The organism is Pseudomonas sp. Ma2-10 (genome assembly GCF_054330215.1).
Genome location: NZ_JBTEYL010000001.1, coordinates 289,823 through 313,139, shown reverse-complemented (window position 1 = coordinate 313,139; position 23,317 = coordinate 289,823). Strand labels below are relative to the sequence as shown.

Genomic DNA, 23,317 nt, shown 5'->3' with positions numbered 1-23,317 from the left:
CCTGATTGACGGTCGATACATAAAAGTCCAGTATGGATTTATAAGTACAATAAAGCGCTTCCCGTTTCTGCTCTTTCTTCTGTCTTTCCAAACCAACAACAACCCGCGAGAGAACGAACATGAAGAAGTTCCCCCTCATCACCGGCCTGTCTCTGAGTCTCTTGGTGTGCAGCAGCCTGTTCGCCGCCGATAAAACCCTACGCATCGGCATCGAAGCGGCTTATCCACCGTTCGCGTCCAAAACCGATAAAGGTGAGATTGTCGGGTTCGACTACGACATCGGCAATGCCCTGTGCGCGCAGATGAAGGTCAAGTGCGTTTGGGTCGAAGGTGAGTTCGACGGTCTGATTCCTTCCCTCAAAGTGAAGAAAATCGACATGGCGCTGTCGTCCATGACCATCAATGAAGACCGCAAGAAGTCGGTGGATTTCACCCACAAGTATTACTTCACCTCATCGCGTCTGGTAATGAAGGACGGCGCGGCAGTGGATGACCAGTACGCCAGCCTCAAGGGCAAGACGGTTGGCGTGCAGCGCGCAACCACCACTGACCGTTATGCCACTGAGGTTTTTGAACCGAAGGGGATCAACGTCAAGCGTTACGGCAACAACGAAGAGATTTACATGGATCTGGCTGTCGGTCGCCTGGATGCCATCTTTGCCGACACCATCCCGCTGAATGACTTCCTGACGATGCCGCGTGGCAAGGGTTATGCCTTTGTCGGGCCGGAGCTCAAGGATCCGAAATACGTGGGCGAGGGCGCCGGGGTTGCAGTGCGCAAGGGCAACACCGAGTTGGTCGCCAAGCTGAACACGGCCATCGACGGCATTCGCGCCAGTGGCGAATACCAGAAGATTTCAGAGAAGTACTTCAAGTCTGATATCTACGGCGATTGATCAGTTGCTGGCGGGGGCTTTCTCACGAAAGCCTCTGCGCGGTTCCGATTGCTGAAAAACGGGTAAAAGTTAATCCCTTCTTAACCGGCTTGTCGTCTATTCCCCAATATCCCGCTGTGCGCGCCGGACTCTCAAAGGTCAGGGCCAGCGTGTAGACTTCTGGGCAATCGATATTTAGAAGGGAAACGCAATGAGCGAGGAAACGATGCGGTTGGGCCGTGAACGGCGCTATCTGGTGATGCTGGGCATCATTTGCCTGGGGCTTATCGGTGGTGCGCTGTATATGCAAATTGTTCTGGGCGAGGCGCCATGCCCGCTGTGCATCCTGCAACGTTATGCGTTGCTGCTGATCGCGTTCTTCGCGTTCATCGGCGCGGCCATGCGCACCCGCCGCAGCATCACGGTATTTGAAACCCTGGTGGTGATCTGCGCCATTGCAGGCATCGGGGTGGCCGGGCATCACGTCTATACCCAGTTCTATCCGGCGGTCAGCTGTGGCATCGATGTACTGCAACCGATAGTCGACGGTTTGCCACTGGCGAAGATCTTCCCGCTGGGCTTCCAGGTCGACGGCTTCTGCTCCACGCCGTACCCGCCTATCCTGGGTCTGTCGCTTGCACAATGGGCGCTGATAGCCTTTGTGCTGGTCGTGGTGCTGGTGCCGCTGCTCACGTCGCGTAATCGTAAAGCCCTGCGCTGAAATCATCCGCCGCATCGCTGGCACACCCAAAAACGCCCCGGCCCTCGTTGAGAGGGCCGGGGCGTTTTGCGTTTCAGGGCGCAGGGAAAATAACCTTGATGCGCGACAAGTATGGGTGAGGCACGTATGCGACACGTTGTCACAGTAGGAGTGTCGCAAAGCATTTCAAGTCGCCGAATTGGTCTATGGCTACACAACAAAATTGACCTGTTTCAGCGTCTGGCAACTTCAGCCTCAAAAATCCGGAACATGCAGTTTTAACAGGTCCGGGCGAATTGCCGGAAGCCCTTGTCACATGGGGACTTTGGCAGGGCCGAAGGAGGGCGCAGAGCCTTCGGTACTGTCTGAACTGCCTGAGGTAGACCTACAGTTTTTGCTGTTTTTGTTGAGAATGAATTTCGATACCATGGCGCGCTTTTGCAAATATCGTTAATGATTGTTGCTGGAATGGATAAAAATTATTTCGGGATGAGACATGGTTTATAAAACGTTACATATCTACAATCGCCCGCACTGAATTACCGACACTGCTCATCCCTGAGCAGGAATAGGGCGTCGAGAGGCTCTTTGGCTTCATGCGACTCCCAGATGTCGGTGCCTTCCAATTATCCGCACCAAATGGAATTGGTCTGTAACAAGGCCTTTGACCACGAATTCGAATAAGAACTCAACGCTAGCCCAGGATTTGTCGAGCAGCGTCTGACGCGCGACGGGCAGCCACTTATTCAATCCAAGAAAAATGCCAACCCTTGGCAGGGTGAAGTGTTGGCGATCAAAACCCAACTGCATTGCGCAAGCTGCTTTAGAGGTCGTGAGATGAGTAAAAACAGGTACCCCAGACTACTAGGCTTATTGCCGCTGATCGGCACGTTGCTGCTGTCAGGCTGCAACATGACCTTGCTCGACCCCAAGGGCCAGGTCGGCCTGGACGAGCGAAACCTGATCATCACCGCAACGCTGCTGATGCTGTTGGTCGTGGTTCCAGTCATCGTCATGACCTTCCTGTTCGCCTGGAAATACCGCGCGTCCAACACCAACGCTGTCTACACCCCGAAATGGTCGCACTCCACCAAGATTGAAATCGCGGTGTGGGCCGTTCCAGTGCTGATCATCATTGCTCTGGGTTATGTCACCTACAAATCGACCCACGCGTTGGATCCTTACAAGCCGCTGGAATCCGACGTCAAGCCGATCACCATCGAAGTGGTCGCGCTGGACTGGAAGTGGATGTTCATCTACCCGGAACAAGGCATCGCCACCGTCAACAAGATCGTGTTCCCGGCGCACACGCCGATCAACTTCAAGGTGACTTCGGACTCCGTGATGAACTCGTTCTTCATCCCGGCCCTGGGCGGCCAGATCTACGCGATGGCCGGCATGCAGACCAAACTGCACCTGATCGCCAATCAGAACGCTGAAATGGACGGTATCTCCGCCAACTACAGCGGCGCTGGTTTCACCGGTATGAAGTTCAAAGCTATCGCCACCTCTCAGGAAGATTTCGACGCCTGGGTCAGCGAAGTCAAAAAGGCACCTAAACAGCTTGAAAAAGCTGAATACGAAGCCCTTTCCAAGGCAAGCCAGAACAACCCAGTCGAACTCTACTCCTCGGTCACGCCGAACCTGTTCCAGATCATCGTCGACAAGTACGAAGGCATGAATCCGGGCAAGCCGATGCACCACGAGAAGAAAGAGCACGAAATGGCCGCCATGGAAGGGATGGACATGAGTTCGCATTCAGCTGCCGGGGCAGAGGAGTAAACGATGTTTGGTAAATTAAGTTGGGAAGCGGTCCCGTTCCACGAACCGATCGTGATGATAACCATCGCCATGATCGCGCTCGGTGGTCTGGCGCTGTTCGCTGCAATCACCTATTTCAAGAAGTGGACCTACTTATGGTCCGAGTGGCTGACCTCGGTCGACCACAAGAAAATCGGCGTGATGTACATCATTGTTGCCATGGTCATGCTGCTGCGCGGTTTTGCCGACGCCATGATGATGCGTACCCAGTTGGCCATGTCCACCGAGGGTTCGCCTGGCTACCTGCCGCCTGAACACTATGACCAGATCTTCACCGCTCACGGTGTGATCATGATCATCTTCATGGCGATGCCATTCTTCACCGGCCTGATGAACCTTGCAGTGCCGCTGCAGATCGGCGCGCGTGACGTGGCCTTCCCGTTCCTGAACTCCCTGAGCTTCTGGCTGCTGGTGTCTGGCGTGGTGCTGATCAACCTGTCCCTGGGCGTCGGCGAGTTCGCCAAGACCGGTTGGGTTGCGTATCCGCCACTGTCGGGCCTGCAATACAGCCCGGGCGTGGGGATGGATTACTACATATGGGCGCTACAGCTATCCGGGTTGGGTACGACGCTCACGGGGGTCAACTTCCTGGCCACCGTGCTGAAAATGCGTACCCCGGGCATGAAGATGATGGACATGCCGATCTTCACCTGGACTTGCACCTGGGCCAACGTCCTGATCGTGGCCTCGTTCCCGATCCTGACCGCTACCCTGGCACTGCTGACGCTTGACCGTTACATGGATTTCCACATTTTCACCAATGAACTTGGTGGCAATCCAATGATGTACGTCAACCTGTTCTGGGCTTGGGGCCACCCCGAGGTTTACATCCTGATTCTGCCGGCGTTCGGGATCTTCTCCGAAGTCATCTCGACCTTCACCGGCAAGCGTCTGTTCGGCCACCACTCGATGGTCTACGCATCGGGTGCGATCTCGATCCTGGGCTTCATGGTCTGGCTGCACCACTTCTTCACCATGGGTTCGGGTGCCAGCGTCAACGCCTTCTTCGGTCTGGCGACGATGCTGATTTCGATCCCCACGGGGGTGAAGCTATTCAACTGGCTGTTCACCATTTACCAAGGGCGTCTGCGTTTCACCAGCCAGGTTCTGTGGACCCTGGGCTTCATGGTGACTTTCGCCATCGGCGGCATGACCGGCGTACTGCTGGCCATTCCGGGTGCGGACTTTGTCCTGCACAACAGCCTGTTCGTGATCGCTCACTTCCACAACGTGATCATCGGCGGTGCGGTATTCGGCTACATCGCAGGCTTCGGCTTCTACTTCCCGAAAGCGTTCGGCTTCAAGCTGCACGAAGGTTGGGGCAAGGCAGCGTTCTGGTTCTGGATTTCGGGCTTCTTCGTCGCGTTCATGCCGCTCTATGCACTGGGCTTCATGGGCATGACCCGTCGTCTGAATGCCACCACCAACCCTGAGTGGGTGCCGTACCTGTACGTCGCCATGTTCGGCGCGGTGATGATTGCGGTCGGTATCGCCTGCCAGTTGATTCAGCTTTACGTCAGCGTGCGTGATCGCAACAAGCCGGAAAACATGTGCGAACACGGTGACCCGTGGAATGCCCACACGCTGGAATGGTCGACCTCGTCGCCACCGCCGTTCTACAACTTTGCCGTGCTGCCAAAAGCGGAAACCATCGATCCGTTCACCGAAGCCAAGGAAAACGGTACCGCGTACATGGCTCCGGCCCGTTACGAACCGATCCACATGCCAAACAACACCGCGACCGGTGTGGTCATGGGTGCTCTGTTGACCGTGTTCGGTTTCGCGATGATCTGGCACATCTGGTGGTTGGCCATCGTTGGCCTGGTTGGCACCGTGGGCTACTTCGTGATCCACGCTGCCCGCGATGATCAGGGCTATATGGTGCCGGTCGACGTGATCGAGCGCATCGAAGCCGAGCAGCACAAGCGTCTGGTAGCGGCCGGAAAAGTTCCAGCCTCCGCCACCCGTGTTGAAACCTCGTTGGAACAGGCTTAAACCATGTCGAACTTAGTGACCACTGCTGGACACGCCCATGGCACGGACCATGGGCACGACGACCATCACCACGACTCGGGCGAGATGACCGTATTCGGTTTCTGGCTCTACCTGATGACCGACTGCATTCTGTTTGCGTCGATCTTCGCGGCGTACGCGGTACTGGTTAACAACGTAGCGGGTGGCCCGTCGGGCCACGACATCTTCGAACTGCCGTACGTACTGGGCGAAACCGCTCTGCTGCTGTTCAGTTCGATCACCTACGGCTTCGCCATGCTGGCGTTGTTCAAGGGCAAGAAGAACCAGGTGCTGGGCTGGCTGGGCATGACCTTCCTGTTCGGCGCCGGCTTCATCGGCATGGAGATCAACGAGTTCCACATGCTGATCTCCGAGGGCTTCGGTCCTAGCCGCAGCGGCTTCCTGTCCGGGTTCTTCACCCTGGTCGGCACCCACGGTCTGCACGTGACCAGCGGCCTGATCTGGATGGCGATCATGATGTATCAGGTGCAGAAAAACGGCCTGACGGCGACCAACAAGACCCGTCTGAGCTGCCTGAGCCTGTTCTGGCACTTCCTGGACGTGGTGTGGATCTGCGTATTCACGGTTGTTTATCTGATGGGGACTATGTAAATGGCTAACGCAGCTCATTCCCACAATGGCCACGACGCCAGCCACGGCAGCGTCAAGTCCTACGCGATCGGCTTCATTCTGTCGGTGATCCTCACGGTCATTCCTTTCGGCCTGGTGATGTACCCATCGCTGCCGAAAGCCCTGACCCTGTGGATCGTACTGGCCTTCGCAGTGATCCAGGTACTCGTGCACCTGGTGTACTTCCTCCATCTGGACCGCTCCGCTGCCCAGCGTAACAACGTGATCGCGCTTGTTTTCGCTGCACTGGTAATCGTTCTGTTGGTAGGCCTGTCGCTGTGGATCATGTTCAGTATCCACTCCAACATGATGGCGCACTGAGGAAAGTCCGGATGTCCTTTAAGCACTTTATCCAAATCACCAAACCGGGGATCATTTTCGGTAACGTGCTTTCTGTGGCGGGCGGATTTTTCCTGGCCTCGAAAGGGCATGTCGATCTGGCCATTTTTCTGGCCGCCATGATCGGCACGTCGCTGGTGGTGGCTTCCGGTTGCGTGTTCAACAACTGCATCGACCGCGACATCGACCTGAAGATGGAACGCACCAAAAACCGGGCGCTGGTCCAGGGCTTGATCTCCCTGAAACTGGCCCTGACTTTTGCGACCGTCCTGGGTGTTTTCGGCGTTGCTCTGTTGTACAAAGTGGCCAACCCGTTGGCCGCGTTGTTCGCGGTGATCGGCTTTGTCATCTACGTCGGTTTCTACAGCCTGTACCTCAAGCGCAAGTCGGTTCACGGCACGCTCGTGGGCAGTCTGTCGGGCGCCATGCCGCCGGTGATTGGCTACGTCGCTGTGACGAATAGCTTCGACATGGCCGCACTGACGTTGCTGGTGATGTTCAGCCTGTGGCAGATGCCGCATTCCTACGCCATCGCGATTTTCCGCTTCAACGATTACCTGGCCGCATCGATTCCGGTGCTACCAGTGAAGCGCGGGATTGCAGTGGCGAAGAAGCACATCCTGCTCTACATCCTGGCGTTCCTCGTGGCGACCTTGATGCTGACCTTCAGCGGCTACGCCGGCATGAGCTACCTCGCCGTCGCCGCGGCCATGGGCATGTACTGGTTGTACATGGCCTGGACGGGTTACAAGGCAGTGGATGACACGGTCTGGGCACGTAAGTTGTTCGTGTTCTCGATCTTCACCATTACCGCGTTGAGCGTGATGATGTCGCTGGACTTTAAAGTGCCAAGTGAGCTGTTGCTGACGTACGCGCCTTAAGATCCGGATGCTGTACAAAAAGCCCCGCCTTCGAGAGAAGCGCGGGGCTTTTTATTGATCGCTACCACGCGGAACATGGGAACGATCAAGTGGGGGCGTATGCCGTCGCTCCCGTGGGGGGGGTGATGACCCTGACACCATGCAAGGCCAGATTGGTGTGCATGGTGAAGTAACACGGATCGTCGAGCCGTACCGTGTCGCCGGGTTTGACCAGCAGGCGCATCAACGCCGGCGTCCCGGTGATTCAAGCCCTCTCCCGCGCCTCTGATCTGCTCCACGTCGCGAAACTCCTTGCATCAGACGCCGCGATGGTTCGCGATACCGACCGCTATGCCTGGGCGTCGCATTTTTTGCAGGAGATGAGCAAAGCGATCATCGATGATGTGGTGAAAGTGCTCGACGCACCGGGTAGCAACCGCGCTTGAACAAAAAAGCCCCGCACATCTCCCGAGGCGAGATCTTTGGGCTAACCTGTCAAAAAATGGATCCAATTTTTGATAGAGGAGCAGAGATGACTGAACACATGACCTGCGATGAGCGATTCATCGCGCTGGCAAAAGAGCTCGGCTACGACATCTACGGTGAGAATACGGCTGGCGGGCATTACTCGCTGTTGGTGCGGCATCACGATGAGCTTTATATCAGCGGTCTGGTGCCGCTGATGAATGGTGAAGTTCAGTATCCGGGCAGGGTAGGCCTGGATCTGACGCTGGCGGATGCACAGAGCGCTGCCAGCATCAGTGCGTTGCGCGGTCTGGCATTGATTGTTGATGCTATCGGTTCGCTGGACAAGATCAAGTTGCTATTGCGCGTCACGGTTTACATAAAGTCCACCGCGGATTTTGTCGACTTGAGCGAAGTGGCCAACGGTGCGTCGGACGTTTTCAGTCATGTACTGGGTGATGCCGGTAAACATACACGAACCACGATCGGCGTTTATCAACTGCCGAAAGACGCAGCCATTGAAGTTGACATGATCGTTGCGATACGGCCATCAACGCTCTAACGATGAATTTGTAGGCAATAGAAAGGCCCGCGCTGAATCTCAGTGCGGGCCTTTTCGGTCATCGATGGCGGGTGTTACTGCGCGGCGATGCTGTAGCCATCGAACGCGGTTTGCTGCTGAAGCGCGGTGATGATGTTCTTGCGGTTAACCGCTTGTTCGGCCCCGGCATTGTCCAGGAACGTCTCGCTTTGCAGCTCCGCTTCTTCGCCTTCACCGACGAAGGTGAAGCCCAGGAACTCGAGTGCTTCACGGTCAACGTTCAGTCTCGAACGCGGGGTGCGCAGCGGCAACGTGACGCTGATGCCGTCTTTACTGATGGTGAACACTTCGACATCTTTCTTGGCGCGAGCCGCTTTGCTTTTGCCACTGCTTGGGTTGCTGATGGCCTGGTGGGTCTGGTTCAGCACTTTCAGTGCGAGGCCATAGACCAACTCCTGAAATGCCGGATCGTCCTTGAAACTGGAAAGAATCCGGCTGATCGGGAATTTGCTGCTCAAGTCTTCCAAGGCTGCAATGTCGGAGGCCTCGGCGTCCTTGAGCTGCTTGAGTTCACCCATCAGCTCGTAGGCTTTATCGTCGTCGAAGCTGTCGTGAGCCTGGCGAATCGCGGCACGCAGTTCGCGGATCTGGTCACTTTCGCGGGTGGACTGGAAAGCGTCCAGGACCATCTCGCTGATGGTCTTGGCCTGGGGCAGGTGATGTGAAAGATTGATGGAGTTTTCGTATTCCGCTTTGGACGACAAGGTGACTACGGATTCAGCGGTATTGGAATCGGACATTGAAATTTCACTACTTCTTTTAACTTGGGTTGAGGCGAGAAAGCGCTGGGCCTTTTCAGGCCGCCTAATCTATTGGACCGAGGCGGCGTTGTCACGGATGAACAGGCGGCTGGTCATCATTTTTGGCACAGCGGCTTTTAACTGGCGGCTATCGGGGGCGTTTTGCCTGAAGTGTCAGCAGTAGTCGATAAACCTGCCGAAATGAGTGCCGCAATATTAGCCGTTGCTTTGGCCCAGGCAGTCGACTATTTCCCCAGCGAATTCAGATTCATCGACCGAACCGCCAAGTTCTCAGCCGTTTGCTGATCCACCGCCAACGGAAAGCGGAAGGTCGCGCCGCGGCCGGGAACATCAATCAGCTGGATTTGGTGGCCGTGCAATTGCAGGATCCGGTGCACGATCCGCAATCCCAGTCCACCGTCACGCCGTGCGCCGCCAATGTTGAACGGGCGCAGGAACAGACCTTCGCGCAGTTCGGCAGTGATGCCGGGGCCGGTGTCGCTGACGGTGACCTCAATGAAAGGTCCTTGAGGGCGCAGGCTGAGCTCGATTTCTCCCCCTTGAGGCGTGTGGCGCAGGGCGTTGTCGAACAGGTTGGTGAGCACCCGCTCGATCAACCCAAGGTCGGCGCAGGCCGCCGAAACATTGGGTGCGAAGGTGGCCTTCAGTTCGACCTGACGCGCCTCGGCCGTCAGTTCGAACTTCTGGAAAATGTCCTGTACCAGATCGGTCAGCGAGAAACGCTCCAGCACCGGTTGCACGAAACCATGTTCCAGCCGCACCAGTTCCAGCAGCGATTGCGCCAGACCACCCACCTTGCGGCTTTGATCCAGCGCGATGCCCAGGTAACGGCGGCGCTCGGCGGGTGACAACGTGGCGTCCTTGAGCGACAAGGTTTCCAGGTAGCCGTGCAGCGAGGCGAGAGGTGTGCGCAGGTCGTGGGAGATGTTTGCCACCAGTTCGCGGCGTTCCTGATCCTGGCGGGTCAACGAACGCCATTGCTCGCCGAGGCGCGCCTGCATCTGCCGGAAGGTGGCGTCGAGTATGGCAATTTCATCGTGACTGGCGGCTTTTTCCACCGGGACGGATGCAGGAGGTGTTACCGGAGCGCCATCAATGTCGAACCGGCTGACGGTTTCGGTCAAATGGCGCAAAGGTCGGGTGATGAGGGCGAATGCCGTGAGGCCGGCAATCAGGCACAGCAACGCCACCAGCCCGATGGACAACAGCGCGGCACTCAGGGCGGCGCTGGTGGCGCCGCGTTCGGCGAAGCGGTCGTGCGCTTCGCTGAGCAGCACCACATAGAGATAGCCCACCGGTTTTCCGTTGACCTGCAATGGTGCGGCGCTGAATACTTTGCGGCCATCGACGCTGCGCGGATCGTCGCCGAGAACTGGCAGGGCATCGCCCTTGAGCAGACGCTGGATCGGCGCCAGATCGACCTGCTCCCGGCGTATCCGACCCTCGGGCGCAGCACTGCCGACAATCCGGCCCTCGGGGTCGAGCAGGTAGACCTCGACACTGGGATTGACCAGCATCAGTTGGCTGAACAGGTCGCGCACGGCGTCGGGCATCAGGCCTTTGGTGTCCATCAGCACGGTGTCATGGGCAATGTGTCGGGCCAGATCCCGCGACAACCCTTGCACCACTTCCAGCTCATGTATCTGGTTGGACCGCACCTGCAACCAGGCCGACGTGCCGCAGCACACCAGCAGCAACACGGCGAACACCAGAGACAGGCGCTGAGTCAGGGTCAGTCTCACGGCTGCTCCTCCCTGACCGCGAATTTGTAGCCTCGTCCCCATACCGTGAGGATGCGCGCGGGTTGCGCCGGATCGGCCTCGATTTTTGCCCGCAGGCGGTTGATGTGAGTGTTCACGGTGTGCTCGTAGCCTTCATGGCTGTAGCCCCAGACTGCGTTGAGCAGGTCCATGCGTGAGAACACTTTGCCGGGCTGACGGACGAAGAAATACAACAGGTCGAATTCCCGTGGCGTGAGGTCGAGGCGGCGACCGTCAAGGGACACATCGCGAGTGATCGGGTCGATGGCGAGGCCGTCCGTGATCAGGCTGCCGGCGTCCATTTTCAGGTTGCGGGCCATGGCGTCGACCCGTCGCAACAGCGCTTTGACTCGGGCCACCAGCTCGAGCATCGAAAAGGGTTTGGCCAGGTAATCATCGGCGCCGAGTTCGAGCCCGAGAATCCGGTGCACTTCGCTTGAGCGCGCACTGGTAATGATGATCGGTGTGTAGCGGGCCATGGCGCGGGCGCGGCGGCAGATTTCCAGGCCATCGACGCCGGGCAGCATCAGGTCGAGGATCAGTGCGTCCCAGCTTCCTTGCTGCAGCAATCGCATGCCCTCATCGCCGTCGGCGCAGTGCACCACCTCGAACTGCTCATCGCGTAGATGCAGGCAGATAAGGTCGGCGATATGCAGGTCGTCCTCAACCACGAGGACGCGTTTGGTCTGTTCCATCAAGCTCAATCCTTCGGCGCAATGAGCGCATTGTGCAGGTTTTACGGGGCCTGAGTTATCACGAATTGTTTAACTTCTCGTGAGGATTTGGCGATCAACCCAAGCCTAGGCTGTGTTCCATGACAGGCACCTGGAATTTTTGGAGACGACCATGTTTTCACGGCGACAGTTTCTCATAGCAGGCGGCGGGCTAGGCGCTGCAGCCTTGGTCATCGGTGTATTGCCAAAATTTTCCGCGCGTTCTGCACTGATCAGTAATGCCGGTGCGGCGGAGATGTTCGAGGTGAGCCACAGCGACAGCGAATGGCGCGCCATGCTCAGCGCCGAGCAGTACGAAATCCTGCGCGAAGAGGGCACCGAACGGGCCTACAGCAGCCCGCTGAACAACGAACACCGTGACGGTACGTTTGCCTGTGCCGGTTGCGATCTGCCGCTGTTTTCCTCCACGACCAAGTTCGACAGCCGCACCGGTTGGCCGAGCTTCTGGGCGCCGCTGGACAAGGCTGTGGCCACTCGTCAGGACCGCTCCTTCGGGGTACTGCGCGAAGAGGTCCACTGTCGGCGTTGTGGCGGTCATCTGGGCCATGTCTTCGAGGATGGGCCCAAACCCACCGGCTTGCGCTACTGCATGAACGGCCTGGCGATGACTTTCGAGCCGCAGGCGGCTTGATCCATGGGTACTCCCGTTCACTAATTTTTGCAGGTCGACATTATGTGGCTTCTGGTCCTCGCTTACCTCGGTGGTGTGCTGACGATTGTCAGCCCGTGCATCCTGCCGGTGCTGCCTTTTGTCTTCGCTCGCACCGGGCAGCCGTTTGTGAAGAGCGGGTTGCCGCTATTGGCGGGAATGGCGCTGACCTTTGCGCTCGTTGCCTCGTTAGCGGCGGTGGGCGGCGGTTGGGTGGTGCAAGTCAATCAGTACGGTCGTTGGCTCGCATTGCTGTTCGTTGCACTGTTCGGGCTGACGCTGTTGCTGCCTCGATTGGCCGAGCGTCTGACCCGGCCGTTGGTGGCAGCGGGCAGCCGGTTGTCGCAAGCCGCGGGTGCCGATGCACGGCCGCGTCCCGGCGCTTCGTTTCTGATCGGCGTCGCCACAGGTCTGCTCTGGGCTCCGTGCGCCGGGCCGATTCTGGGGCTGTTGCTGACCGGAGCAGCGCTGCAAGGGGCAAGCATCGCAACCACCTTGTTGTTGCTGGCCTACGCCGCGGGTGCCGCAACCTCCCTCGCGGTGGCGCTGCTGCTGGGAGGTAAAGTTCTCGCGGCGATGAAGCGTTCCTTCGGCGCTGGCGAGTGGCTGCGTCGAGGTCTGGGCGCTGCAATGCTGGCCGGTATCGCAGCGATCGCCCTGGGGCTGGACACCGGTGTTCTGGCGCGGATTTCGACGGCGTCCACCGGCGGTATCGAGCAGGCTTTGGTGGGGCAGCTGACCGAAAAAACACCGTACGTTAGCGGGGCGGTAATGGCGCAGATTCCAGCCTCGGGAAGTGCAATGAAAGCGGCTGACAAAGCGCCGGCTACACTGCCAATTGAAGGCAACCTGCCATCGCTGGATGGTGCGGTGCAATGGCTCAACTCGCCCCCCCTCACAGCGCAGGCCTTGAAAGGCAAAGTCGTGCTAGTGGATTTCTGGACTTACTCCTGCGTCAACTGTCTGCGCGCACTGCCCTATGTGAAGGCTTGGGCCGAGAAGTACCGCGATCAGGGATTGGTGGTGATTGGCGTGCATGCGCCCGAGTTTGCGTTCGAGCGAGACGTAGGCAATGTCACTAAAGCCATGAAGAACCTAGGCATCAACTACCCGGTGGCCATGGATAATGACTTCAAGGTCTGGCGAGCTTTCAACAACCAATACTGGCCGGCCCACTATTTTGCCGACGCTCAAGGTCGCATCCGTTATCACCATTTTGGTGAGGGCGCGTACGCCGAATCGGAACGGGTGATCCAGCAACTGCTGCGCGAAGCAGGTGCCGCGAAGGTCGCGGACGGACTGATCAATACCAGCACCGAGGGTGTTCAACTGACCCCGGACATGAACGAAGTGCAATCACCGCAACCCTATGTCGGCTACCAGCGTGCCGAGCATTTGGTGCCTGAAACCAGCCTGGTGCCGGACAAGGTGTCGGCCTATAGCGCCCCGGCCAGTCGCACCGTCTACCGCTTCCATGCCCGCGATCTGCATCTGGTGCCTGGCGCTGACGGTAAACCGGTGCGCTTCAACATGTTGGTTGACGGAAACCCCCCGGCGATGCCCCCGGCACTGACGTGGCGACCGACGGCAGTGGCAACGTGACTGAACAACGCTTGTACCAATTGGTGCGCCAAACGGGCGGCGTGACGGATCGCACCTTCAGCATCGTATCTCTCGATCCCGGAGTGTCGGCGTATGCGTTTACCTTCGGTTGATCATCATTCTATTTATTCAGGAATCAGCCTCATGAAAACCCTATTTACCTGGCGTCGCACCTTGTTGGGCCTGGCCGCTGCCGGCGTCATCGGCCAATGTCTGGCGTTCTCTTCCGGTGCGGCGCAAGACGCGGTCATCATTCCGCCACCCACCTTCGACGAAAGCACCCAGGCTGACAGCGAAAGGGCTGTTTTTGCCGGCGGGTGCTTCTGGGGTGTCCAAGGCGTGTTCCAGCATGTCAAAGGGGTGAAGAACGCAGTCTCCGGTTACGCCGGCGGTGCAGCCAACACTGCTCAGTACGATCGGGTCAGCGGTGGCGATACCGGTCATGCGGAATCCGTCGAAGTTACCTTCGACCCCCGTCAGGTCAGCTACGGCACCTTGCTGCAAATCTACTTCTCGGTGGCTCACAACCCTACCGAACTCAACCGTCAGGGACCTGACCGTGGCACTCAGTATCGCTCGGCGCTTTTCCCGGAAAACAGTGAACAGCAACGTGTCGCTCAAGCCTACATCGCCCAACTCGATGCCGCCCATTCGTTCAACAAACCCATTGTCACCCAGTTGGAGACCTACAACGGTTTCTACCCGGCCGAGGAGGAGCATCAGGACTTTCTGACCGAGCACCCGACCTATCCGTATATCGTGATCAACGATCTGCCGAAGGTCACACAGTTGAAGCAGCTGTACCCGGATCGGTATCAAGGGGAACCGGTTTTGGTGAAGGCGGGTAACTGAGCATCTCGTACGATACCCAAGTGACCCGCCTGTCGAGGAGATGAGTGCATGGGGTATTCGGTGGGCTAGTGCTTGCCCCATCTCTGCAAGGCAAAGTCGACGAAACTACGCAGTTTTGGCAAACGGTAGCGATCCTGGGCATACATCAGGTTCATCGGTCGGCTCGGCGGCAAGTAATTGTGCATCACTGCCACCAGTTTTCCGTCCTTGAGATCTTGCTCCATCAACGCAGCAGGCAACACCACGATGCCCATACCGGTTCGCGCCGCTTGATGCAGTCCTGCCGAACTGTTGATCAACATCGGTCCATTGACCGCGACTGCCATTTCGCCCTCGGGACCGTTCAGGCGCCAATGTTTTTCCACCGACTGCCAGTCATCCCCGGCCGGATAGGCAAAGGACAGACAGTCGTGGTGTTGCAGATCATCAGGTTTCTCTGGTGTGCCTTTGCGCACCAGGTACTCCGGTGATGCACACATGGTCAGGCTGTAGTCGAGGAGTGGGCGGGCGATCAAGTGGGTCTCCACGGTATTTCCCAGGCGAAACGCCACGTCGAAACCGTTTTCGAGGAGGTCCGGACGACGATTGGTGAGGACCACATCCAATTTTACGCTTGGACACAACAGGGTGAATTCACTCAGGGCGGGTGCCAGTTTTTCGGTGCCGAACGTCAGCGGCGCGGTGATGCGCAAGGTGCCGCTCGGTTCGTCGAGGGCCTGCTCGGCCAGTCGTTCGGAATCGGCCACCAGCCCCAGCACTTCGAGGCAACGCTGATAATAAGCGGTGCCGAATTCCGTTAACCGCTGGCGTCGCGTCGTACGGTTGAGCAGGCGCACACCCAGGCGTTGCTCCAGCGCCCGCAGGTGATTGCCGACCATGGTGGTGGACATTTCGCACTGCAGCGCGGCGGCGGTCATGCTGCCGGTTTCCACCACTTTGACGTAAACGGTCATTGCCTGGAACAAATCCATTATCAAGCCTGGCTTTAAAATGATTGAAGTATTGCAGCGTTTATCCAGATCAGGTGGCTAACCATACTGCAAAAACACCGACCATTGATGGAGCTTGATGTCATGACCGCCGCCTGCCTGATGACCACTTACCAACCCTTGGCCTTGAGTTTCAGCAAGGGCCTGGGTACGCGCCTGTGGGATCAGGCCGGTCGTGAGTACCTGGACGCGGTGGCGGGCGTGGGAGTGACCAACGTCGGTCACTGCCATCCGAGAATCGTCTCGGCCATCAGCGAACAGGCCGGGTTGCTGTTGCACACTTCCAACCTCTACAGCATCGACTGGCAACAGCGGCTGGCGCAGAAACTGACGCAATTAGCGGGCATGGAGCGCGCCTTCTTCAACAACTCGGGTGCCGAAGCCAACGAGACCGCGCTGAAACTCGCTCGGTTGTATGGCTGGAAAAAAGGCATAGAACAACCGCTGGTGGTGGTCATGGAAAACGCCTTTCACGGTCGCACGCTGGGCACCTTGTCCGCCAGCGATGGCCCGGCCGTGCGCCTGGGCTTCAGCGAGTTGCCGGGGGATTTCGTCAAAGTCCCATTCGGCGACCTCAAGGCGCTGGATAAGGTGCAGCAAGCCCATGGCCCGCGCATCGTGGCGATCCTGATGGAGCCGGTTCAGGGTGAAAGCGGTGTCCAGATGGCCCCGCCCGGTTACCTGAAAGCCATTCGCGAACTCTGCACTCGGCGCTCGTGGCTGATGATGCTCGACGAAATCCAGACCGGCATCGGTCGCACTGGCCAATGGTTCGCCTCTCAGCACGAAGACATCGTTCCGGACGTCATGACCCTGGCCAAAGGCCTGGGCAACGGCATTCCCATCGGCGCCTGCCTGGCCCGGGGTAAAGCCGCCAACCTCTTCACCCCTGGCAGTCACGGCAGCACGTTCGGCGGCAATCCCCTGGCCTGCCGGGTCGGATGCACCGTGCTGGAGATCATCGAAGAACAAGGGCTGCTGGACAACGCCAAACATCAGGGCGAGCGTCTGCTGACCAGATTGCGCATTGAATTGGCGGACGACCCGAACATCCTGGAGATCCGCGGCCGGGGTTTAATGATTGGCATCGAACTCAAACAACCGATTCGTGACTTGACCCTGATCGCCGCACGGGATCACGGCTTGCTGATCAACGTGACACGGGGCAAGACCATTCGCTTGCTGCCGCCGCTGACGATTGATGAGGGGGAAGTGGAGATGATTGTCAGAGGGGTTTGCCGGGCGGTGAGTGCGGCTGTCATTCGGCGCGCGTGCATCTGATGAATGAAGCGGCGCGAAGGGGGGAGCTGGTTGTCGATGGCGACGCATTTCTCTGGGTGGCGGCGTTCCGGGATTACTGATGTCGAAGAGCGGGTTGTGGTGAGCCCGCTCACCACAACCACCGACAATAAATCTCTCGCCCCTGTGCAGTTGACGAGAATACGGCGTTATATCACCGCGCCAACCGTGGCGGGTTCGCCGTCGACCACTACGTTGTACGGTGCTTGTTCGCGATCACGCAGGCCGTAATCACGAATCACCGATGTCACGCGCACGCGATAATCATCGAAGATTTTGTCGCGCCCGGCGCGCTGGGCCGACAGGTGGGCTGTCACGTTGCGCCACTGCACCACGGCTTCCTCATCGCGCCAGGTGGTGACCGACATCACCTTCTTGGGGTTCAGCGTGCTTTGAAAGCACTCGACGGAGATAAACCCGTCCATGGGTTCAAGCAGCGGGGTCAGCTTGTTGACCAGATCAACATAGGTCTCGCCCTGGCCCGGCAGTGCCTGTAACTCAAACAATACGACGATCATTTTTGATTCCTCATCCTTGACGGTATTTTTCAGGTGGTGTTACACGGTGCAAATGCGGTGGGCGGTTGCCCGACCGCTTTTAGTGTTTTATCGGGGTGCTCAGATTGTTCAGCCAGGCCCGCATGACGTGGCCCGCGGCGCGGGTCAGGCGGTCGCCGAGGTTAATGGCCTCGCTGCGCAACGCAACAGGATCGATTCCGGTTTGTGCCAGTTCGCTGGCATGGCCAACCAGCCATTGCTCGATGTTGGCAGTGTCGGCTTCGAGGTGAAATTGCAGGCCGAGAATCGTGTTGCCCACGGCGAACGCCTGATGAGCCCCCATCGGGGTACTGGCCAGCAGCGCAGCGCCCTCCGGCACATCGAACTGGTCGCCGTGCCAGTGCAGCACGGGGGTGTCCATCAGCGCGGCGAGCGGCGATTCCTGACCGGTCGCGGTCAGGGTCAGCGGTGAAAAACCGATCTCCTTGACACCCATCGGGTAGACGTTGGCGTGCATGGCCCGGGCGATCAATTGCGCACCGAGGCAGATGCCCAGCAGGGGATTACCGGACGCAACGCGCTGGCGCACCAGCTTCAGTTCGTCTTGCAAAAACGGATACAGATGCTCGTCATGGGCCCCGATAGGGCCGCCGAGTACGATCAGCAAGTCGGCCTGCAACACCTGCTCGCTGTAGATGGCATCGACCGTGGGGTCCAGGTAAATCAGCGAATAGCCTTCTTCGGCCAGAATGGCATCCAGGGTGCCAACGTCTTCGAAGTGAATGTGGCGCAGTGCAATGGCAGTTTTCATGGAAAAACCCAGTTGTTGAAGAAAGGACGGTAACGGTTCATGCCGTGATGGTGAGGTCGACCTTGATCGTCCCGGATTGCGGGAAGGTGCAGCAGGCGAGGACGTAGCCTTCGTCCTTGTCCTTGTCCGTCAGGCAAAAGTCGGGCTCAAGGGTGTAGTGACCCTGCGACACCTTCAGCCGGCAGTGACCGCAGATGCCGGCGCGGCAAAGGCTGCGCACCGCAATACCGCTGGTTTCGAGCATTTCCAGCAAATTCTTGCCGGCGGGTGGCTCCAGCACCTGATCGTTGTGGTTCAAGTACAGGCGCAGCGTTGTGTCGGTCTGAGCCTCGGTCTGTGCGGCGGTGACCGGCGCGGCCGGTGGCGTGAATGACTCGATCAGCAAGCGGCTGGCGGGGAACATGGCTTGCGTGTGTTCGCGCATGCCCTGGGCGAAGCCATGGCTGCCGCAGATCACTACGCTCTCGGGGTTACCCAGCCGGCTCAGGTCCTGGGCTTGGGGACGACCGGCGCTGAAGTGCCCGTTGTTGTTGACCGCTTCGCGGGTGACGAACACCTGCAAGGAGAACCACGATGTGGTCAGCTCAAGCTCCAGCAACTCATGTAGAAACGCAATCTCGGCGATGGTCGGCACACACAGCAGCAGACTCACATCGGGCACCGCCAGTCCGCGTCGCGCGCGCTCGACCAGGCCGCGCAGTAACGCAATCGGCAAGGTGATGCCGATGCCGCCGGCGAGCATGCCGACCTGTCGGCAACCCAGAACCGACGCCAGCGAAATATCACCCGCTACAAACTGCACCGAGGTGGTCGAACCGGCTTGCAGCGTAGCGTGCAACTGGTCCGAAACCCCGCCATGACCCTCGCGCTTGACCGCAATGTCGAATCGGTCGGTGCCGCGCTTGCGCGTGATCGAATACAGCCGCTGATGATGGGTGCCCGCCATGTCTGCGGCGTGCAGGGCTACGTGTTTTCCTGCTTCCAGGCTGTCGAGGAATTCGGCGGTTGCGTCCACTGCGCGCAGGGTGAAGACTTTTACGTTGGCCGCTTCAATGGTCACGTGTTCGCACAGGGCCTGGAGGGACGTCATAGCGTTCATGCGCGGGCCTTCTCGCCTAAGGTTTCAAGGGCATGCTCGGCACTGCTGAGGCCGTTGCCGGTCAAGCCGATCCGGTCTATCAGGGCTTCGAGCGAGTCGGTGTAGACGCTGATTTCGTTGTTGTCGCCCACGTCATGCAGGATCTCGCCGGCATGGGGGAAATCCAGCATCGAAAACACGGTGGCCCATGCGCCCATTTCGTTATTGGCGAACATCTGCACCGTGCGCAGGATGATCGAGCGCAGGTACTCGCGCTCCTTGCGGCTCAGGCCATTGACGATGTCGGAAGCGACGAAGCTGAAGACGCTGGAATGGCTCCACTCGTCCATAGCGTGGGTGCGCGTGACCTCATGGCACACCGCCTGAATGCTGGCGTCCTCGGCCATGGTCTTGAGGTAGTCGGTGATCAGCGTTTCGCTGGCACACGCGACGCCGAAGCGGGTCAGGCGTCGCTCCCATTCGGCGGTGCAGTCGGCCAGGAGGGCCTCGCGCCAGGTCACCAGGTTGAAGGCGCTGAAGTCCAGCGGGGCGAGCTTGCGCATGTCATAGATATAGTTGCAGGCCATGATGGACATGCGCGTGTGCAGGGCTTCGTCGAGCAGTGCCTGAGACATCACGTCCTGCAGCAGGGCGCGGTTGTTGCTCGGCGGCGGGGTCTTGATGATGTCCTCGCAGGCAGGCACGACCACATTGCATTCGATGTAGATGGTCTTGAGGTTGTAGATGCCCCACGCGTAGGACAGGCATTTGGATTGCAGGTCCTGGGGGGCTTCGAGCCAGGCCTGGTGATGACGAAATGGCAGCAGCGACAGACTGAAGTCGTGCTTGTCGGCATCAAAGGCGAGGCCCCAGTAGTTCGGTTGCGGGTTGTTGACGGCGGCGCGGGTTTTCCAGAGCGTGGAGAGTTTGGCCAGCATATTTTTTACCGCGTCATCGGTACCACAATTCAAACGTTCCATGTTTTAACTCCAAGGAAATCGACGATTGGTGTTCGGGTTTACCGTGCAGTCCTTGCAAAAATAACGGGTCCGCAAAAGCGGGGGGTGAAGCGCAATAAATGCGGGACGATGCCCTTCAAGTCTGCGGCAAAAACACACTGGGGCTATTGACCCAGCTCACTTGAATGCCACTTGCAGTGCCGTCATTTTTCGAGCCTTGGCCATGGAGCGCTCCTGCATCAGGGTCAGTACAACGGTCAGTCCCATGAAGGCGGCGCTGGCCCAGAAAATTGCGTCGGGGTGGCCTTGGTCGAGCAGCCAGCCGAACCCGACGGGGCCGATGGCGCCACCGATGTTGAAACCGGTAGAGACGATGCCGAAGGTTTTTCCTTCGGCGCCCTTTGGGGCCGCCGCACGTACCAGCATGTCGCGGGACGGTGCGATCACCCCGGTCAGGAAGCCCGCAGCCCCCAGCACAACCAGCAGCGCCGGCTCGCTCAGGCGTGCCGTGGCGACCAGCAGCATCAGCACGCTGGCCAAGGCAAACGCGCTGGCTGCCACTAAGCCATGGCGGCGGGTCCGGTCGGCCAAGGCTCCCCCTGCCAGCACGCCGAAGGCGCTGGCAAAGAGGAAGGCGGTCAACGCCGAGTTGGCCCAGGTCAAGGCCACTCCCTGGCCTTGCATCAGGGCGGCGACCGAGAACTTCTCAATCGCGCCGGTGCTCAGGTTCAGCAGCACGAACAACAGGGTCAGGCTGAGCACCATAGGCGAGAGCAGTGACAGGCGACTGGCGCCGATGGGTGTCGGGTCGGCGGCGGGATACACGCGACTGACCCCTGCCAGTGCGGAGCCTGAGATCAACAACAGCGCCAGCGCGACAAACCCCACCAGTGCCGCCGCTGCGAAGGCCATGGCCGGGTTGCTCGCCACCGCGATACCCAGCAAAAACACAGGGGCTACGGCCGCGCCAAGGAAACCGGCAAAGGTATGCACGGAGAACGCCTTTCCGATGTGGGCGGGGTCAATGTGTCGGGACAGCAGGGCGTAGTCGGCCGGGTGATAAATGGCGTTGGCGACACCGGCCAGCACCATGCCGATCAACAAACAGGTGTAGCCGGGCAGGAGTGCAATCAGCAGGAAACTGCTGCTGCCCAGCGCTAGTGCGACCAACAGCAAGCGCCTGGCACCGTGGCGGTCAACGGCAAACCCCATGGGCGCCTGTACCAGCGCCGTGACGATATTGAACAGGCTCAACGCCAGGCCTAGCTCGACATAATCCACGTTGAAAAAAGCCGGAAGCAGGGGGAATAGCGCCGCCAGCACCATGATGTGCAAATGACTGACAAAGTGCGCTGCAGCGACCTGAGGCAACAACCCGATACGAATCGTCATGGCGAAACCTATGTGATGAGCATGGCAAAACCGGCACAGAGCTTAATGAGGCGATGGTCTTGTTCGATAGTCCATTATCGGTGAACCAGCCAGACCACTTTGAATGGCTGCAATTTCACCATGCCTGCCGCTGCGTAGACGTGTGGCAACGGCATTGAGCCCGGTGGTCTGCAACATCGGCACGAACTGGTATGGTTGGCTGGCCCGTGGGCGGCTAGGGTAGTGCGGCGTGTTATCGGGCGTTTACACAGGGAGTGACCATGCCGCATTTCGCTTATCGGGAGGGCCACGCGCTGCCAGGGGTCAGTGGCGTTGCGCTGCCCCAGGTGGACGGGGAGGTGTGGCGCGCCATCGACGCCGAGCGCCAGCGCCAAGTGCAGTCAATCGAGCTGATCGCCGCCGAAAACGTGGTCAGTCGTGCGGTGCTCGAGGCCCAAGGGTCGGTGCTGACCAATAAATATGCCGAGGGCTACCCAGGGCGTCGCTATTACGCCAGTTGCTGCAATGTCGATGCAATTGAAGAGCTCGCCATCGAGCGGGCCAGGCAACTGTTCAGCTGTGCCTACGCCAACCTGCAACCCCATTCGGGCAGCCAAGCCAACCAGGCAGTGTTTCTGGCGCTGCTGGCGCCGGGGGACAAGATCCTGGGCCTGGACCTCAAGTCCGGTGGGCACCTGTCCCATGGTGCTGCGTTCAACTTGTCCGGGCGATGGTTTCAGGCCCTCAGCTATGGCGTGCACCCGGTGACCCAGAGGGTCGACATGGATCAGGTCGAGCAGATCGCCCGACAAGAACGCCCACGCCTGATCATCGCAGGGGCCTCGGCGTATTCACGGGCGCTGGATTTCTCCCGGTTTCGTGCGATTGCCGACGAGGTGGGTGCGTTCCTGATGGCCGACATCGCCCACGTCGCCGGGCTGGTCGCGGGTGGTGCGTATCCGTCTCCAGTGCCGTTTGCCCACGTCACCACCCTCAGCACCCACGCCACGTTGCGCGGTCCGCGTGGCGGGATGATCCTGTGCAATGAGCAGGCCATTGCGCAGAAGATCAATGCGGCTGTGTTCCCCGGCCTGCAGGGCGCGGCACTGATGCACACCGTTGCAGCCAAGGCCGTGGCGCTGGGCGAGGCATTGCAACCGGCCTTCGGCGCTTATGCCCACGCCGTGGTCGCCAATGCCCAGGCCTTGTGCGGCCGATTGGCTGAAGGTGGGCTGTTGGTCGTGTCGGGCGGCACCGACTGTCACTTGGGGGTGATTGATCTGCGACCCTGGGGCCTGGTGGGGAATGTCGCCGAGCGTGCGTTGGAGGCAATCGGCATTACCGTGAACAAAAATGTCGTGCCCGGCGATGAGGTCAAGCCCACCGTGACGTCCGGCATTCGTCTCGGCAGTGCGGCGTGCACTTCGCGTGGCATGGGGGTCGATGAATTCAGGGAGATCGGCGACATGATTTTGGCCATGCTCGGTGGCGTGCGCAGCGGTGCCCTCGACGGCCGCACTGAACGCTCGATTCGTGAAGGCATCAGCGACCTGACCAAGCGTTTCAGGCTGCCGTATTAACCACCTGCGCTTTTTTAAAAGAAATTCCAATGCCCGGTATCATCCCCACCGGCCGCCCAGGCCCAACAGTT

22 protein-coding genes and 1 pseudogene are annotated in these 23,317 nt (G+C 59.1%); 14 read left to right on the top strand and 9 right to left on the bottom strand.

Going from position 1 to position 23,317, the window contains the following annotated elements:
* The first annotated feature begins 119 nt into the window (after window positions 1-119).
* From ACXPVS_RS01335 to ACXPVS_RS01295, 9 genes are all read left to right on the top strand, one after another.
* The gene (locus tag ACXPVS_RS01335) at window positions 120-896 is read left to right on the top strand and encodes an ABC transporter substrate-binding protein (RefSeq protein WP_458508306.1); all 777 of its coding nucleotides are present in this window, start codon (window positions 120-122) and stop codon (window positions 894-896) included.
* Between the two features lie 190 nt (window positions 897-1,086).
* Complete coding sequence (locus ACXPVS_RS01330) at window positions 1,087-1,596, top strand: disulfide bond formation protein B (protein WP_458508305.1); 510 nt, start codon at window positions 1,087-1,089, stop codon at window positions 1,594-1,596.
* A gap of 816 nt (window positions 1,597-2,412) precedes the next feature.
* Window positions 2,413-3,357 (top strand): ubiquinol oxidase subunit II, encoded by a 945-nt coding sequence (gene cyoA / locus ACXPVS_RS01325; RefSeq protein ID WP_458508304.1) that lies wholly within the window; start codon window positions 2,413-2,415, stop codon window positions 3,355-3,357.
* Between the two features lie 3 nt (window positions 3,358-3,360).
* On the top strand, window positions 3,361-5,391 hold the full coding sequence (gene cyoB, locus ACXPVS_RS01320) for a cytochrome o ubiquinol oxidase subunit I (RefSeq protein WP_458508303.1): 2,031 nt from the start codon (window positions 3,361-3,363) through the stop codon (window positions 5,389-5,391).
* Window positions 5,392-5,394: 3 nt separating this feature from the next.
* Window positions 5,395-6,021: a cytochrome o ubiquinol oxidase subunit III gene (locus ACXPVS_RS01315; protein ID WP_008147627.1), complete on the top strand. Its 627-nt coding sequence runs from the start codon at window positions 5,395-5,397 to the stop codon at window positions 6,019-6,021.
* The gene (gene cyoD / locus ACXPVS_RS01310) at window positions 6,022-6,360 is read left to right on the top strand and encodes a cytochrome o ubiquinol oxidase subunit IV (RefSeq protein ID WP_458508302.1); all 339 of its coding nucleotides are present in this window, start codon (window positions 6,022-6,024) and stop codon (window positions 6,358-6,360) included.
* An 11-nt stretch (window positions 6,361-6,371) separates the two neighbouring features.
* On the top strand, window positions 6,372-7,259 hold the full coding sequence (gene cyoE / locus ACXPVS_RS01305; RefSeq protein ID WP_458508301.1) for a heme o synthase: 888 nt from the start codon (window positions 6,372-6,374) through the stop codon (window positions 7,257-7,259).
* A 194-nt stretch (window positions 7,260-7,453) separates the two neighbouring features.
* The gene (locus tag ACXPVS_RS01300; protein WP_458508300.1) at window positions 7,454-7,684 is read left to right on the top strand and encodes a DUF3077 domain-containing protein; all 231 of its coding nucleotides are present in this window, start codon (window positions 7,454-7,456) and stop codon (window positions 7,682-7,684) included.
* Window positions 7,685-7,770: 86 nt separating this feature from the next.
* Window positions 7,771-8,265: a RidA family protein gene (locus ACXPVS_RS01295; protein WP_458508299.1), complete on the top strand. Its 495-nt coding sequence runs from the start codon at window positions 7,771-7,773 to the stop codon at window positions 8,263-8,265.
* 74 nt (window positions 8,266-8,339) lie between these two features.
* Here the strand turns inward: ACXPVS_RS01295 and ACXPVS_RS01290 are convergent, their stop codons facing one another.
* The 3 genes from ACXPVS_RS01290 to ACXPVS_RS01280 form a co-directional block, all read right to left on the bottom strand.
* Entirely contained in the window at window positions 8,340-9,044 is a 705-nt protein-coding gene (locus ACXPVS_RS01290; RefSeq protein ID WP_458508298.1) for a hypothetical protein, read from the bottom strand.
* Window positions 9,045-9,289: 245 nt separating this feature from the next.
* The gene (locus tag ACXPVS_RS01285; RefSeq protein WP_458508297.1) at window positions 9,290-10,807 is read right to left on the bottom strand and encodes a HAMP domain-containing sensor histidine kinase; all 1,518 of its coding nucleotides are present in this window, start codon (window positions 10,805-10,807) and stop codon (window positions 9,290-9,292) included.
* On the bottom strand, window positions 10,804-11,520 hold the full coding sequence (locus ACXPVS_RS01280) for a response regulator transcription factor (RefSeq protein WP_458508296.1): 717 nt from the start codon (window positions 11,518-11,520) through the stop codon (window positions 10,804-10,806). Before ACXPVS_RS01280 ends, ACXPVS_RS01285 begins: the two co-directional genes overlap by 4 nt.
* A 151-nt stretch (window positions 11,521-11,671) precedes the next feature.
* On the opposite strand from ACXPVS_RS01280, the gene msrB reads away from it, so the two are divergent.
* From msrB to msrA, 3 genes and pseudogenes are all read left to right on the top strand, one after another.
* Complete coding sequence (msrB, locus tag ACXPVS_RS01275) at window positions 11,672-12,190, top strand: peptide-methionine (R)-S-oxide reductase MsrB (RefSeq protein ID WP_458508295.1); 519 nt, start codon at window positions 11,672-11,674, stop codon at window positions 12,188-12,190.
* A gap of 42 nt (window positions 12,191-12,232) precedes the next feature.
* Window positions 12,233-13,923, top strand: a pseudogene (locus tag ACXPVS_RS01270) (cytochrome c biogenesis protein DipZ).
* 31 nt (window positions 13,924-13,954) lie between these two features.
* On the top strand, window positions 13,955-14,662 hold the full coding sequence (gene msrA, locus ACXPVS_RS01265; RefSeq protein ID WP_458508294.1) for a peptide-methionine (S)-S-oxide reductase MsrA: 708 nt from the start codon (window positions 13,955-13,957) through the stop codon (window positions 14,660-14,662).
* A gap of 65 nt (window positions 14,663-14,727) precedes the next feature.
* Here the strand turns inward: msrA and ACXPVS_RS01260 are convergent, their stop codons facing one another.
* Entirely contained in the window at window positions 14,728-15,633 is a 906-nt protein-coding gene (locus ACXPVS_RS01260) for a LysR family transcriptional regulator (RefSeq protein ID WP_458508293.1), read from the bottom strand.
* A 102-nt stretch (window positions 15,634-15,735) separates the two neighbouring features.
* Between ACXPVS_RS01260 and ACXPVS_RS01255 the strand changes: the two genes are divergently transcribed.
* A complete protein-coding gene (locus ACXPVS_RS01255; RefSeq protein ID WP_458508292.1) occupies window positions 15,736-16,932 on the top strand; it encodes an acetylornithine/succinylornithine family transaminase in 1,197 nt (398 codons plus the stop codon).
* A gap of 167 nt (window positions 16,933-17,099) precedes the next feature.
* Here ACXPVS_RS01255 and ACXPVS_RS01250 read toward each other — a convergent pair whose 3' ends face one another.
* From ACXPVS_RS01250 to ACXPVS_RS01230, 5 genes are all read right to left on the bottom strand, one after another.
* Window positions 17,100-17,468, bottom strand: coding sequence for an antibiotic biosynthesis monooxygenase family protein (locus ACXPVS_RS01250; RefSeq protein ID WP_458508291.1), 369 nt, complete (start codon window positions 17,466-17,468; stop codon window positions 17,100-17,102).
* A gap of 79 nt (window positions 17,469-17,547) precedes the next feature.
* On the bottom strand, window positions 17,548-18,258 hold the full coding sequence (locus ACXPVS_RS01245) for a glutamine amidotransferase (protein ID WP_458508290.1): 711 nt from the start codon (window positions 18,256-18,258) through the stop codon (window positions 17,548-17,550).
* Window positions 18,259-18,295: 37 nt separating this feature from the next.
* The gene (locus ACXPVS_RS01240) at window positions 18,296-19,357 is read right to left on the bottom strand and encodes a 2Fe-2S iron-sulfur cluster-binding protein (protein ID WP_458508289.1); all 1,062 of its coding nucleotides are present in this window, start codon (window positions 19,355-19,357) and stop codon (window positions 18,296-18,298) included.
* Window positions 19,354-20,316 carry an AurF N-oxygenase family protein gene (locus tag ACXPVS_RS01235; protein ID WP_458508288.1) on the bottom strand — a complete coding sequence of 321 codons (963 nt, stop codon included), beginning with the start codon at window positions 20,314-20,316 and terminating at the stop codon, window positions 19,354-19,356. Before ACXPVS_RS01235 ends, ACXPVS_RS01240 begins: the two co-directional genes overlap by 4 nt.
* 156 nt (window positions 20,317-20,472) lie before the next feature.
* Complete coding sequence (locus ACXPVS_RS01230) at window positions 20,473-21,687, bottom strand: MFS transporter (protein WP_458508287.1); 1,215 nt, start codon at window positions 21,685-21,687, stop codon at window positions 20,473-20,475.
* Window positions 21,688-21,947: 260 nt separating this feature from the next.
* Here ACXPVS_RS01230 and ACXPVS_RS01225 point away from each other — a divergent pair, with 260 nt between their 5' ends.
* Entirely contained in the window at window positions 21,948-23,246 is a 1,299-nt protein-coding gene (locus ACXPVS_RS01225) for a serine hydroxymethyltransferase (RefSeq protein ID WP_458508286.1), read from the top strand.
* Window positions 23,247-23,317 lie beyond the last annotated feature (71 nt).

Coding starts and splice junctions, on each gene's coding strand:
- ACXPVS_RS01335 (WP_458508306.1), top strand. CDS start 120: ATGAAGAAGTTCCCCCTCATCACCGGCCTGTCTCTGAGTCTCTTGGTG.
- ACXPVS_RS01330 (WP_458508305.1), top strand. CDS start 1,087: ATGAGCGAGGAAACGATGCGGTTGGGCCGTGAACGGCGCTATCTGGTG.
- cyoA (WP_458508304.1), top strand. CDS start 2,413: ATGAGTAAAAACAGGTACCCCAGACTACTAGGCTTATTGCCGCTGATC.
- cyoB (WP_458508303.1), top strand. CDS start 3,361: ATGTTTGGTAAATTAAGTTGGGAAGCGGTCCCGTTCCACGAACCGATC.
- ACXPVS_RS01315 (WP_008147627.1), top strand. CDS start 5,395: ATGTCGAACTTAGTGACCACTGCTGGACACGCCCATGGCACGGACCAT.
- cyoD (WP_458508302.1), top strand. CDS start 6,022: ATGGCTAACGCAGCTCATTCCCACAATGGCCACGACGCCAGCCACGGC.
- cyoE (WP_458508301.1), top strand. CDS start 6,372: ATGTCCTTTAAGCACTTTATCCAAATCACCAAACCGGGGATCATTTTC.
- ACXPVS_RS01295 (WP_458508299.1), top strand. CDS start 7,771: ATGACTGAACACATGACCTGCGATGAGCGATTCATCGCGCTGGCAAAA.
- ACXPVS_RS01290 (WP_458508298.1), bottom strand. CDS start 9,044: ATGTCCGATTCCAATACCGCTGAATCCGTAGTCACCTTGTCGTCCAAA.
- ACXPVS_RS01280 (WP_458508296.1), bottom strand. CDS start 11,520: ATGGAACAGACCAAACGCGTCCTCGTGGTTGAGGACGACCTGCATATC.
- msrB (WP_458508295.1), top strand. CDS start 11,672: ATGTTTTCACGGCGACAGTTTCTCATAGCAGGCGGCGGGCTAGGCGCT.
- msrA (WP_458508294.1), top strand. CDS start 13,955: ATGAAAACCCTATTTACCTGGCGTCGCACCTTGTTGGGCCTGGCCGCT.
- ACXPVS_RS01260 (WP_458508293.1), bottom strand. CDS start 15,633: ATGGATTTGTTCCAGGCAATGACCGTTTACGTCAAAGTGGTGGAAACC.
- ACXPVS_RS01255 (WP_458508292.1), top strand. CDS start 15,736: ATGACCGCCGCCTGCCTGATGACCACTTACCAACCCTTGGCCTTGAGT.
- ACXPVS_RS01250 (WP_458508291.1), bottom strand. CDS start 17,468: ATGATCGTCGTATTGTTTGAGTTACAGGCACTGCCGGGCCAGGGCGAG.
- ACXPVS_RS01245 (WP_458508290.1), bottom strand. CDS start 18,258: ATGAAAACTGCCATTGCACTGCGCCACATTCACTTCGAAGACGTTGGC.
- ACXPVS_RS01240 (WP_458508289.1), bottom strand. CDS start 19,357: ATGAACGCTATGACGTCCCTCCAGGCCCTGTGCGAACACGTGACCATT.
- ACXPVS_RS01235 (WP_458508288.1), bottom strand. CDS start 20,316: ATGGAACGTTTGAATTGTGGTACCGATGACGCGGTAAAAAATATGCTG.
- ACXPVS_RS01230 (WP_458508287.1), bottom strand. CDS start 21,687: ATGACGATTCGTATCGGGTTGTTGCCTCAGGTCGCTGCAGCGCACTTT.
- ACXPVS_RS01225 (WP_458508286.1), top strand. CDS start 21,948: ATGCCGCATTTCGCTTATCGGGAGGGCCACGCGCTGCCAGGGGTCAGT.